This window comes from Wolbachia pipientis (genome assembly GCF_023661085.1).
Classification (GTDB): domain Bacteria; phylum Pseudomonadota; class Alphaproteobacteria; order Rickettsiales; family Anaplasmataceae; genus Wolbachia.
The window spans coordinates 1-12,376 of the sequence record NZ_JAHDJT010000023.1 but is presented as its reverse complement, the minus strand read 5'-3'; the positions used below and the strand labels follow the sequence as shown (position 1 = coordinate 12,376).

Sequence of the window (12,376 nt, the reverse complement as noted above, 5' to 3'; positions counted from 1 at the left end):
TTCACTACTATAATAGGGGTAACGGCGAAGGTTGTCAAGCAGTTTTTTTGTTTCTATTGGGTAGCTTTTCTCTACTGTTGTCTACCAGCTTTCTGTGTAGTGGATCAGTATAAGTTGCTTGCAAATGTAAGTAGCTTATACTTCTATGATGAACAACACAATACTACCAAGAAATTTCTACGAGCGGCCAACCTTAACTGTAGCTGGAGAGTTATTGGGAAAAGTCCTCAAATTTTCTAACTTTAGCGGAATAATAACTGAAGTTGAAGCCTATATAGGAATGGATGACCCGGCTTGTCATGCAGCACGAGGCTATACTGATCGAACCTCGGTAATGTTTGGTATGCCGGGGTTTTCGTACGTATACTTTATATATGGAATGTATTACTGTTTAAACATCGTAACAGAAGCAGAAGGGTTCCCAGCAGCAGTATTGATAAGGGGATTGAAGCTCACTGAACCGCTTGAAGCAAATCTAGGTGGACCAGGAATATTGTGCAAAAGGTTGAGTATTACCAAAGAACACAACAAACAAGACCTCACTATAAGCCACGAATTTTGTGTTTACGAATCTTACCTCAAACCAGATTATATTTGCACCCCAAGAATCGGAATTAATAAAGGTAAAGAGAAATTTTGGCGATTCAAGGTTTTCTAACTTTGATGTTATTCCCGTGCGCAGCACGAGAATAACATGCAAAATACTTTAGTGGAACTTAACAAGTTTATCTATAGTCTTAGTAATGATTCTTGGAGTATCTGGAGAAACTTTTGAGTTAAGCCTATTTAGTTGCTCTATAGCAAATTCACTATTCTCATTTGCTATAAAATCACATAGAATATTTTCTATACCCTTAGTAATGTTTTCATACTTTCTCAAAGGATGATTGTGTGGATATCTATTAATGGTTTTGATGCTGGAGTACTCAACAAAAGCTTGATCCTTAAAAGCAAGTTGTCTCAATTTCTCTTTAAGTTTTGCTTCTTCCTCTTGTGCTAAAAGGCTAGATTTTATTAGTGATTTTATAACCGAATTTATAGCCTGATGCATCTCAGAATGTACTACAACATTAATAGTGTTTTCTTTTGCTATGCAATTATAAATGCTTTTCTCACTTTTTAGCAACTCTATGAACATTCTGCTATTTTGAGAACTTAGCTCCAAATCCTTTTCACTCATAGGAGTTATTATGAAGATGTTCTTATTTACTCTAATGTTATACTGTGGAGAGCCCTCAAAAAGGGAAAACGCTATATCCTTAGATTCAAGTACATTATTGTATGCAGAAAAGAGAGTGTGTGCTATGACGTTGCTTGGCACCTTCATCCCATGTTTACTCAAGTGATGTAATACATTTTCAACATCATGATATGTAAAGCCTGAACTCTTCAGTAAATTAACAACCTCTATGCCGTCATGTTGTTTATACTCTATTCTCACCTCCTCTGTAAAAAGTGTTTTTGCTGCTATGTGCTTATCAAGTACTGTAAAAATTTTGATGAAATTTTCTAAATCTTGTTTGTCAATTAGTTCGATACTAATTAAGTCCTTGCTAACAATTGAAATATTTTGTGTCATTTTTGCTCACTAAAAAACTAACTAAATAAATTGTATTTTTAGTCTATTAAAATTTGTTTAAAATGAGCATACTAGCCCTTCATTCGTGCATCACATGACGGTAAAAGTAAGGAAAATCACATAAAATCATCATATGATACTACACATTCTTCATATTCATCATTGCTGCTTGGGTAAGTTGTTACATCAGTTTTATCATAATTGCTACTTAATATATCATCTAACTTCCCTTCTCTTTCAAGGTCCATCAATTTGTCACATCCAGCAATATGATGTATATAATTGCCATTTTCATCAGTAATAAAAATTTGCGGAACTGTTCTAATGTTATATTTTGACTTTACGTCATTAAACAAATCCGGGCTTTTAAGCACATCGATTTCTTCATATTCCACACCTTTTTTATCCAGCAACTCCTTTGCTCTCTTACAGAACGGACAGTATTGCTTTACGTATATTACAACTTTTCCTTTAGTATTTTTCACAATTTATCTCCGTAGCTTACCAAAATATGGTTATTATATAAGAAACATGTAAAGATATCAAATTGTATGAAAATTATTTATGATTACGAGCAGGGGGTAGGGAATAACGTAGTATTAACTTTCGGAAACTTCGATGGCGTTCATTTAGGGCATGAACTTGCAATTTCTACTCTAAAGAAAATAGCGCAAGAAAGGGGATTACCTTCTGCAATTTTAACTTTTGAGCCCCATCCATCAACAATCTTATTTGGCAGAAACAACTTTAGATTGATAAATCAAGAACGAAAAAAGGAACTGATTAGCAGATATGGCATAGATTACTTATATATTATCAATTTCAATGAAGGCTTTTCTCAAATTAGCTGCAATGACTTCATTAGTAAGGTCTTGATAGGTAGATATAGCGCTAAACACATAGTCATTGGAGAAAGTTGTACTTTTGGTCACAAACGACTGGGTAATACATCGACCCTAAGGGAACATTCTGAAACGTATGGATATTCTTTAACTGAATTAGAACCATTGATAATCGATGGGGAAGTTTGTTCTTCTTCTTCAATCAGAGAGTATTTACAGAAGGGCGAAACAGAGATTGCTAATAAATTGTTCGGCAGACCTTATCAAGTCTCTGGTATTGTAACAAAAGGTGCATGTAGAGGTAGAGAAATAGGATTTCCAACTATAAACATTCCGATAGAAGACTGTATGATAAAACCCAAGTTTGGTACATATTACGCTAAGGCGGCATTTTCTGACAATAATTCAAATTGGCTATACGGAGTAGTCAATATTGGTATGAGGCCTACGTTTAAGGACTTGAAAAAACCCATAGTAGAAATGCATATATTCGATTTTAATAAAAATGTGTACGACTATAAGGTTAATATACAACTTTTAAAATTTATCAGGTCGGAAAAAAGATTCCATAATGTTGACGAATTAACAAAACAGATAAATTATGATATACTTGAAGCTTATCAGTTGAGGACAAATTTATGAAAAAACTATGCTTAATTGTTATACTAATTATGATATTAACTGATCAGATGAGCAAATTGTACATAAACTCATTAATTGATGAAGGAGAGTCAATCGAAGTTGCTAGCTTTATAAAACTAGTTGAAGTATGGAATTCGGGAATTAGTTTTGGAATGTTTAGCACTTTACCATATAGCGATCTCTTTTTTTCAACATTTTCAACACTAATAGTTAGCATACTCGCATACTTGATATACAAATCTAGCGATAAATTAACTTGTTTTGGTTTTTCTCTGATGATTGGTGGGGCAATCGGTAACGTAGTTGACAGGATCTACTGGGGAGCTGTGTATGATTTCATATATTTTCATATTGGCAGTTGGTACTGGCCAGCTTTCAATCTAGCAGATATATATATAGCTTGTGGGATGTTTATATTGCTGTATAAGTGGTACATATATGATAGATTCATTGCTAAACAAAATGAAGAATAAAATTGTTGTTTTGAATTCATAGGTTAGAACAATGCTTTACAAAATTCTTGGCCTTTTTATATTACCTTTATTGTTTTGCACTCATCCAATCTCTCTGAAAGCTGCAAATATAGAACACAGTGTAAGGCACACTAAACTCAGTAATGGGCTAGATATCTATGTTGTACCTAACCACCGAATACCAGCTGTTTTTCATGCAGTAATATATAAAGTTGGGGGAATGGATGATCCAATCGGCAAAGCAGGATTGGCTCACTACTTTGAACACTTAATGTTTGAAACTACAGGAAAGTTTAAAGACATAGAATCCACTATGAGTAGCATTGGAGCGCAATTTAACGCATTTACCACTAGAGAATATACCTGTTACTACGAATTAGTCCTTAAGGACGACTTACCACTAGCAATGGAAGTTGAAGCAGATAGAATGGGCAATTTTAATGTTACTCAAGATAAAATAGATAGAGAAAAAAACATCGTGCTAGAGGAAAGGAAGATGAGGTTTGATAATAATCCTAACAATTTATTATGGGAAGAAATGAATAGTGCATTTTATCGTACTGGCTATGGTAGGTCTGTTATTGGTTGGGAGAGTGATATTAAAACTTACAGTCAGGATGATATAACAAGATTTCATGACAACTATTATCATCCAGGTAATTCAATATTGCTGATTGTTGGTGATGTGGAGTTCGATGAAGTAGTGGAACTAGCAGGAGAAAAATATGGGGAAATTAAAGCTAAGCCTACAATTAGGCATTACCCAAATCAGGATCCAGCACATAATGCAGATCTATCGGTAACTTTAGAAAGCACTGAAGTAAAAGAACCAGTTTTGTATTTTCGTTATCGTGTTCCTTTATTCAAAAGCATGGATGAAACCTTCGCTGTTAATTTAGCAGTTGAAGTATTAGGAGGTGGCAAATCTAGTAAACTATATAAAGATTTGGTTTTAAATAAAGATGTGGCAGTATCAGTATCTGCTTATTATAACAGTTTAGCCTTTAGTGATAGCTACATTGATATTGAAGTAACTCCAAAAAGCGGAATGAAGTTGAACGTTATTGAAAGAGAGCTAGATAATGCTATTAATAACTTTATCTTTGAAGGAGTAACGAATGAGGAGTTGCAAAGTGCAAAGTCTAAATACAAAGCAGCACAGTTTGATAAGCTATCTGATTTAACTAGTATAGCAATGTTTTATATACCGCGCTTAGCACTTGGTATGCCACTTGATGAGATAGATATTTCATATAGTAAAATCAATGATGTTAATTTAGAGAATGTAAACAACAAAATTCGCACCATCTTTTCTACTAACAAATTAGTTGGTCGTTTGCTACCAAAAAGAGATAATAATGAAGATAAGTAAACTTGTATTTATACTTTTTTTCTGTCTAGGCTTTAATTTACAAGCAAGTGGTAACCTAAATATAGAGGAGGTTACTACCCGTAAAGGACTTAAGTTTTTGTTTGTTGAAAATTGCGATTTGCCAAAAGTTTCACTGAATATATCGTTCAAGGATGCAGGCTACGCGTATGAGAACGCGGAAAAACAGGGGCTTACCTGGGTTACTTCTCTTGTAGTTCAAGAAGGGGCAGGAAAAAATGATGCCAAAGATTTTGCAAAAAAGCTTGAAGATAAAGGGATTAGTTTAGATTTTATTGCCGATTTAGAAGCATTTAGAATTTCATTAAATACTTTGTCTGAGAATTTAGAGGATGCAATTTCACTACTGAGCGATGCTATAGTGCGTCCTAAAGTTGACTCTAAAGGATTGAATAGAGTTTTCGAAAAAGCAAAAGTTACTTTTAATAATCTTGAAAAAAATCCTTATTTTGTTGCTAGAAAAGAACTAGAGACGTTGTTGTTTAAAAAACATCCTTACTCACAAAGTGGATATGGAACTCTTGGTGCTGTAATGAGCGTCACTAGAGATGATGTTTTAACATACATAAAGCGCAATTTTGCTAAAGACAACATGGTTATTAGTGTTGTTGGTTGCACAACAAAAGAAGAAATTAGTACGCTACTGGATAAATATTTATCTAAATTACCATCAAAAAGATCAAAAGTTAAAAAAATACCTGTAAAAAATGATTTTGGCCCTGCAGAAAGTAAGAACATTTTTATGGATATACCGCAGATTGTGATACTTTTTGCTCAAAAAGGTATAGCATATGAAGACCCCAACTATTATAACGCTAGTGTTTTAATTAATGCGCTTGGTGGTATGGGGCTAAACTCAATACTAATGAAAGAATTGAGACAAAATCTGGGTATTACTTATGGTATTAGTGCAAGTGTTGTTCCCAAAAAACATGGAAGTACTGTAGCTGGACTTATGAGTACTGATAGCTCTACTGCTAGCAAAGCTATATCAGCAGTGAAAGATACTTTGAGTAGGGTAAAAAAGGAAGGAATTGATGAGCAATTGTTCAAGGATACAAAAACCAGTTTAGTAAATAACCTTACCTTTTTACTATCCAATAATACAAATACAGCAATACTGCTAGATGATACGCAGATAAATGATCGTGATGTTAATCGTATAAATAATTATGCGAATATCATTAATGACGTTAAGTTAGAGGAAATAAACAAATTGGCAAGTTCTTTGCTAGATCCTGAAAATTTATTTTTTGTTGAAGTTGGTAGAAATGTCCAAAGTAAATAATCACTATAATATAAATAAATTTTTAATTATATTTCTTCACAATTTTAAGTATGTAGCTAATTTCAACGTTTAGGTGAAAAACAATACGAAAGGTACTACGGAAAGGAATAAAAGAACTCCGATTACTTTGTTAAATCCTTTGATAACAATATTTTCTGCTATCAACACAGGCATGTTAATGACTGTCAAGTTGATCTATATCACAAGTCAACAAATAGGCATGGTAGGTATAATGCTCGGTAACATTGGCGCAGGTGTTTTTTTTAGCTCAACGTCCCTGATGTCAAGTTTATACTCTTTTTTTAACTATTTTAGAGAAAAGAGTCTATATGAAAAGTTTAACTACGAGAAGACATTAGAAGCAAAAAGAAAAGATAATCATAGAATTCAAGGCATCTGTCTAAACATTCTGTGTGATATATTATTTTTAACTAGTGCTGCAGTTTCCATTGCTTTATTTAGCAATCCCGTAGCTCTTTTTGCTACTGCGCCTCTCGTTACACTGGGTTGTGTAGTGATGGTTGGTAACATAACTAACTCCGTTTACCGTCAAGTTAAAGACTTTAAAAATCATCTTTCACAATTTTCAAAAGAGGAACAGAAAGAGCTGTACAAAGAGATGAAAAAAGAAATAAACTCATCACGTCTTTATAGGATTATGGCAAAAACTCTACCTGAAACGGTAGTACTAGCAAAATTGCATGCTAATGCAGAAAATAAAGAAAGGCGGAAAGAGGTTCAGCATTTAGAGGAAATGCTGAAAGAATGTAATCGAAAATCAACAGATAGTGATATAGCTGATAAAAGTAACAAAACTACTAAAATGAGAAAAGAAGAACACATTAAACGAAAAAGCTCCAATCCTGAAGCTCCAACACACCTTTCTTTAGGTAAAAATATGATTGAAGAAAGAGAAAAAGGAAGCAATACTCCACGGTCTCTCTAGTTTGCTATCTTAGCTGCTATTAATCTCACTGCTTCCACGTAGCACTTATGTTCCTCAGCTAGAATACGTTCTGAAAGGCTTTGAATGTTATCGTTTGGTAACACTGGTACAGCAGCTTGAGCGATTATAGCTCCAGCATCAACCTCAGGAGTGACGTAATGTACGGTACAGCCTGTAATTTTTACACCTGCTTTCAGAGCTTGCTCTTGAGCATTGAGACCCTTAAAAGATGGAAGTAAAGAGGGATGAATATTTATAACCTTGTCGTGCCATTTATTCAGAAAGTCAGCTTTGAGAATTCTCATAAACCCTGCAAGGCAAACCAAATCAACCTTATGTTGAACGAGTATTTCGTGAATTTTATTAGCATCAAGTGGTTTACTTTCAACAACAAATGCTGAGATTCCTGCTTGCTTTGCTATTTTCAGGCCAGCAGCCTCACCATTATCTGTGATAATGCACACAACTTCTGCAGGAAAACTGCGATCTTGACATGCTTTTATCAATGACTGCATGTTTGACCCTCTGCCTGAGATGAGTATTCCGAGCTTTATTTTTTTCATTGTAGCACAGTTAGTTTAGTGTGAAATTTAATATTAACAAAATAGCTCAAAAGGAAAACCTATTTTATAGTGAAAAGGGTGCGTACAGCTTTTTCCGTTATAAGTGAACCTTCTAATTTTAGGTTTCGCTGGACAGCATTCAGCTAAAATTAGCTCTGATGTTGAAGCATCTGGGCGGAATGCTAATATAGGCATGCATTTTTGTAATCGCGTTATTATTTATTTAACAAAGTATTAGTATAATCTATTCACTGGATTAAACGGAGAAAATTTAATGAGCAAATTACCACACAACGCAAAAATAAGTAAATCTCAGGTTACTCAGTGGGAGGTAATAAAAAATTGTGAATATGCTGATAATTGCCTGTCAAAAATAGTAAATCTATATGTGATTAAAATGGCTCGGCTGTCAGATTTTTATGCGAGTGATGAACCTGAAATCAACACCATCCTGGCAAGAGTAAGTGTGACAAGTGAAAATGTATTTTTAAATAAGGCGGCTGCTATTGAAATTATGGAAGATATTTTTCCACACAAATTCAACAGTAAGAAAAAAAACAACATATCGAGGTTGGAAGATTTGTACAATTACTTATGCTCTGTTGTTGGCAATAGCCTTCCAAAAGAAATGCTTGAGAGCCTAGTAAGAGAGTATAAGGATGCTGTTAACTTATTTAAGGCAATTACCTGATTGAACGCAGCGTTTCCAAGACTCTATTCTCCATTTCAGAAACGCCGCTTTCAAGACTTTTATCTATCAAATATATGGTAGACAGGTAAGTTTGCCGTTTTTTTACAACATTGATAGTTAAAGTGCCAGGAGTGATTGTAACTGAATTTGCAAACAATGTGATACTTTTGTCGTTATGCCCTTTACACTTCTTTAGGACGGTGATTGGTTCAAGTTTAAGCTCAGCCTGTAGCACTTTTTTTGTTACATAAATACTCGATAGAATGACTTGGTATATCAACCACGGTATATAACTTACCAGCAACTTACAAAATGACAATCTACTCGTACCATTTAGGATTTGACTGAAGGTACTTTCAGCATCTATCAATCGTTTAAAGATAAACAACGTGAATATAGAGGAAAATACCCCACAAAAAACAAAAAACGGCTCAAAATAACCAGACAATACAGTCCATAGAAAAAACAGTATTATAAAAGACAGAGAAAAAAATTTGATTTTTTGCCTAAGATTCATGATCTGCAGTATAGCTCAAGTGATTTTTTTAGGAAAGATAATAATGGTCCTACCCCTATAAATTTATATCCTGTGCCCTGAGGAAATGTTCAGTAAACTCTGTCAAGTTGAAAGATAGGGGGTATTAAATTCTTGACTTTTTTGTTAAAATATGCAATAATTGAACTAGACAGGAGAAAATTATGAAACAAGGAAAGCTTGCAGAAATACTTAAAGAAGTAAACGCTCTTCCGCATTTGAGTGCGGATAATATAATCGAGCAAATAAAAACTAAGCTACAAGAAGAAGATAAAGAAACATACGAAAAATGGGAAAAAAAGGATTTTCATGTTAATTGCCCTTTTGCTGAACTTATTACCAATAACTATGGAGTTACAACACAAAACACATTGCTGAATATTGCTGTTGCAAATAACTATTTAAATGTAATGAATACTGTAATTGAGAGGAAAGCAAACGTTAATGAAGCACCTTGTGGGTGGACTCCTTTGCATTTTGCTGTTCTCAATAACCACATAGATATAGTAGATATTTTGATTAAAAATAAAGCAAATATTAATGCAAAATCTAATGGTGGATGGACTCCTTTGCTTATTGCCTACAAAAACGGCTATATGAGTATAGTAAAAACTCTATTGGAAAAAGAAGCAGATCGTAGTGATATACAACTCCTCGAGCAAGCAGAAAAAAAACAACTTATAAAAAATGCAATTGTAAAAGGTATTATAGTAGGTTCTATAATTGCAGCGGTAGTTGCTGCTGCACTCACATTTGCTACTACTTTACCTATACCAACAATGATTGGACTAGTTGCAGGATCTGCGCTTATAGCAAGTACTGTTGTTGGTGCTGGCATATATATGATGTCAAAGTCTAAAACTGAAGTGGGGATAGATAAGGATGCAGAACAGGTTGCATCTGGGAATATGCCAAAAGTATCTGCCTAATTTCGTCATTCCGTTGCTATAACACTCTCTTCATCCTTCAAAAAGGTCATCATTCCTCACCTTGATAAAAAGCTACGCTCTGCATAAGCGAAGTCACTTAATTTTTACATATCTATTGTAAAGTAAAGAAGCTAGAACGGGAACGAAAATGTTAGCTGAAGCGTGGACTTTACTGATACTTACACTACTTGAAACTATACTTAACGTAGACAATTTAATCTTTATTTCTCTAGCGATAGATAAGGTACCAACTACGCTGAAAGAAAGGGTACGCCTTATATGTCTTGGACTAGCGCTACTGATGCGTTTTGTGACACTGTTTTTTACATCGCATATATTGTCAATGCAAAAACCTATATTTCACGCTATATCGCTTGACATCTCAGTAAAAGATCTACTTATGATAGCGGGAGGATTATTTCTCATTGTTAAAAGCTCTATAGAGCTATGGAATAACATTTTCTTATGCAAGCAAACCGAAAAAAAAGTAGATATCAAATCGCAATTGTTTTCAGTTGTACTGCAAATCATATTAATAGACTTAATTTTTTCGGTCGATTCTTTATTGACCGCTATAGCATTAACTCACAACATGATAATAATTGCTGTGGCATATACGTTTTCCATACTAGCGATGATATTTTTATCAAGTCATACCGCTCAGTTAATTAAATCTAGCCCTAGCTTAAAAACAATCGCCATTCTATTTATTTTATTTGTTGGTACATATCTAATACTTGAAGGACTTCATATAGAATTACCGAAAGAATACTTATATTCTTCATTGATATTCGCATTGCTTGTGGAAGCTATAAGCAAAATAAAGAAAACGTAGCAGTTGTACAGTCCCAGAATGTGATTTTTTCTCATACTTTATCATACCTGGAACTGTACAAGAGAAGGAAAGTATAGGAAATTTTTGCGTTTTATAGCCCTTCTTAAATCTAGTAAATAAAATGCTTGTGCTTTGCCTATACTAAAGTAGAATTAAACTTTACTAAATAGTTTTTATGCTTGATAGAATGCACGAAGAGTGCGGAGTATTTGGTATAAGCTACAATAAAAACGCTGCTTTTAACTCCATACTAGGTCTTCATGCTTTACAGCATAGGGGCCAGGAGTCTTTTGGTGTAGTGACAGGTTATAACGGTAAGTTGCACTCTTATCATTTTCAAGGTCAAGTGAGCAGTGTGTTTGATGACGTAGATGCAATAAAGAAATCCTTGCCTGGAGATTATGCAATAGGCCACGTTCGATACTCAACAAGTGGCAGTAAAGTTGGAGCGCAGCCCATGCTTGGCAAAGGCAGCAAGTTTGGGGATTTTGCTATAGCACATAATGGTAATTTAATTAATATTTCTCCGATACGCGAGCAATTAATTAAACAGGGGTGCGTTTTTCAATCGGATATCGATACAGAAGTGGTAGTACGTTTGGTAGAAACTAATACAAAGAATAACTTTTTAGAGAGTTTTATATGTTCATTAAAGCAGATACAAGGCGCTTATTCCTTTGTTGCAATCAACCAAGAGATGGTTATTGGAGTGCGTGATCCAGCAGGAATCAGACCCCTTGTTTTAGGAAAGTTAAACGGCTCTTACATGCTTGCATCTGAGACTTGTGCTTTTGATATAGTAAATGCAGAATTTATTAGAGAAATAGAACCAGGTGAATTAGTCACTATTGATCGTAATGGCCACCTAACTTCAGCATTTCCTTTTGCGCAGCAAAAGTCGAGCTTTTGTATTTTTGAATATGTATATTTCTCAAGACCAGATAGCATAATGGAAGGTAGGTCTATATACGATATGAGAAAAGAAATAGGGAAAACGCTCGCAGAGGAGAGTCCACCAAAAAACAATGTGGATATGATTGTACCAATACCTGATTCTGGAATACCTGCAGCCATTGGATATGCAAAGCATTCAGGGTTACCTATGGAGCTGGGAATAATTCGTAATCATTATATAGGAAGAACTTTTATACAACCAACTGCTGGAGTGCGTAAAGTCAGAATAAAGTTAAAATTCAACGCTAATAAGCACATTCTAAAGGGTAAAAACATAGTTTTAATAGATGACAGTATAGTACGTGGCAGTACACTCAGAAGCATAATAGTTATGTTAAAAGATGCAGAAGTAAGAGAAATTCACTTAAAAATTTCGAGTCCACCAATTAAGTACTCTTGCTTTTATGGAATTGACACACCAGAGCGCAAAGATTTAATTGCTGCAAATCAATCTATAAAGGAAATAAAGGCAAGTATAGGGGTGAATAGTTTGACCTTCCTAAGTATTGATGGGCTATATCAGGCTGTTAAGGAAGAGAAACGCAATAACATAGCACCGCAATACTGCGATGCTTGTTTCACTGGTGATTATCCAATTGGTGAATGTTAATACCAACTACTTGTATGACATCCTCCTGTCATCCCAGCGCCATCTTCTTGTCATCCAAGTAGCTGACACTGGGATCCAGGATACTACTTTAGTAATAAA

Annotated in this window: 14 protein-coding genes; 10 read left to right on the top strand and 4 right to left on the bottom strand. The window is 34.4% G+C overall.

The window, feature by feature from the left end:
* The first annotated feature begins 148 nt into the window (after nt 1–148).
* Nucleotides 149–658: a DNA-3-methyladenine glycosylase gene (locus tag DM84_RS01680; RefSeq protein WP_250777972.1), complete on the top strand. Its 510-nt coding sequence runs from the start codon at nt 149–151 to the stop codon at nt 656–658.
* A gap of 48 nt (nt 659–706) precedes the next feature.
* Here DM84_RS01680 and DM84_RS01675 read toward each other — a convergent pair whose 3' ends face one another.
* Nucleotides 707–1,579: a hypothetical protein gene (locus tag DM84_RS01675; protein ID WP_250777971.1), complete on the bottom strand. Its 873-nt coding sequence runs from the start codon at nt 1,577–1,579 to the stop codon at nt 707–709.
* Nucleotides 1,580–1,695: 116 nt separating this feature from the next.
* Entirely contained in the window at nt 1,696–2,064 is a 369-nt protein-coding gene (locus DM84_RS01670; protein ID WP_250777970.1) for a glutaredoxin, read from the bottom strand.
* A gap of 66 nt (nt 2,065–2,130) precedes the next feature.
* On the opposite strand from DM84_RS01670, the gene ribF reads away from it, so the two are divergent.
* The 5 genes from ribF to DM84_RS01645 all read left to right on the top strand — a co-directional run bounded on the left by ribF (nt 2,131) and on the right by DM84_RS01645 (nt 7,160).
* The gene (gene ribF, locus DM84_RS01665; RefSeq protein WP_250777969.1) at nt 2,131–3,063 is read left to right on the top strand and encodes a riboflavin biosynthesis protein RibF; all 933 of its coding nucleotides are present in this window, start codon (nt 2,131–2,133) and stop codon (nt 3,061–3,063) included.
* Nucleotides 3,060–3,536: a signal peptidase II gene (gene lspA / locus DM84_RS01660; RefSeq protein ID WP_250777967.1), complete on the top strand. Its 477-nt coding sequence runs from the start codon at nt 3,060–3,062 to the stop codon at nt 3,534–3,536. Before ribF ends, lspA begins: the two co-directional genes overlap by 4 nt.
* Nucleotides 3,537–3,567: 31 nt before the next feature.
* Nucleotides 3,568–4,908: a M16 family metallopeptidase gene (locus DM84_RS01655; protein ID WP_250777965.1), complete on the top strand. Its 1,341-nt coding sequence runs from the start codon at nt 3,568–3,570 to the stop codon at nt 4,906–4,908.
* Nucleotides 4,895–6,214, top strand: coding sequence for a M16 family metallopeptidase (locus DM84_RS01650; RefSeq protein ID WP_250777963.1), 1,320 nt, complete (start codon nt 4,895–4,897; stop codon nt 6,212–6,214). The genes DM84_RS01655 and DM84_RS01650 overlap by 14 nt, the downstream gene beginning before the upstream one ends.
* 73 nt (nt 6,215–6,287) lie before the next feature.
* The gene (locus DM84_RS01645) at nt 6,288–7,160 is read left to right on the top strand and encodes a DUF2207 domain-containing protein (protein WP_250777961.1); all 873 of its coding nucleotides are present in this window, start codon (nt 6,288–6,290) and stop codon (nt 7,158–7,160) included.
* Here DM84_RS01645 and purN read toward each other — a convergent pair.
* Nucleotides 7,157–7,723, bottom strand: a complete 567-nt coding sequence (gene purN / locus DM84_RS01640; protein ID WP_250777959.1) for a phosphoribosylglycinamide formyltransferase — start codon at nt 7,721–7,723, stop codon at nt 7,157–7,159. The two genes, DM84_RS01645 and purN, sit on opposite strands and share 4 nt — an antisense overlap.
* A 274-nt stretch (nt 7,724–7,997) precedes the next feature.
* On the opposite strand from purN, the gene DM84_RS01635 reads away from it, so the two are divergent.
* Nucleotides 7,998–8,414 (top strand): hypothetical protein, encoded by a 417-nt coding sequence (locus DM84_RS01635; RefSeq protein WP_250777958.1) that lies wholly within the window; start codon nt 7,998–8,000, stop codon nt 8,412–8,414.
* Here the strand turns inward: DM84_RS01635 and DM84_RS01630 are convergent.
* Entirely contained in the window at nt 8,407–8,931 is a 525-nt protein-coding gene (locus tag DM84_RS01630) for a Na+/H+ antiporter subunit E (RefSeq protein ID WP_250777957.1), read from the bottom strand. The two genes, DM84_RS01635 and DM84_RS01630, sit on opposite strands and share 8 nt — an antisense overlap.
* Nucleotides 8,932–9,113: 182 nt before the next feature.
* Between DM84_RS01630 and DM84_RS01625 the strand changes: the two genes are divergently transcribed.
* The 3 genes from DM84_RS01625 (at nt 9,114) to purF (ending at nt 12,277) form a co-directional block, all read left to right on the top strand.
* Complete coding sequence (locus DM84_RS01625; protein WP_250777956.1) at nt 9,114–9,878, top strand: ankyrin repeat domain-containing protein; 765 nt, start codon at nt 9,114–9,116, stop codon at nt 9,876–9,878.
* Between the two features lie 148 nt (nt 9,879–10,026).
* Nucleotides 10,027–10,713 (top strand): TerC family protein, encoded by a 687-nt coding sequence (locus DM84_RS01620; RefSeq protein ID WP_250777955.1) that lies wholly within the window; start codon nt 10,027–10,029, stop codon nt 10,711–10,713.
* A 175-nt stretch (nt 10,714–10,888) separates the two neighbouring features.
* Nucleotides 10,889–12,277 carry an amidophosphoribosyltransferase gene (gene purF, locus DM84_RS01615; protein WP_250777954.1) on the top strand — a complete coding sequence of 463 codons (1,389 nt, stop codon included), beginning with the start codon at nt 10,889–10,891 and terminating at the stop codon, nt 12,275–12,277.
* Nucleotides 12,278–12,376: the final 99 nt, after the last annotated feature.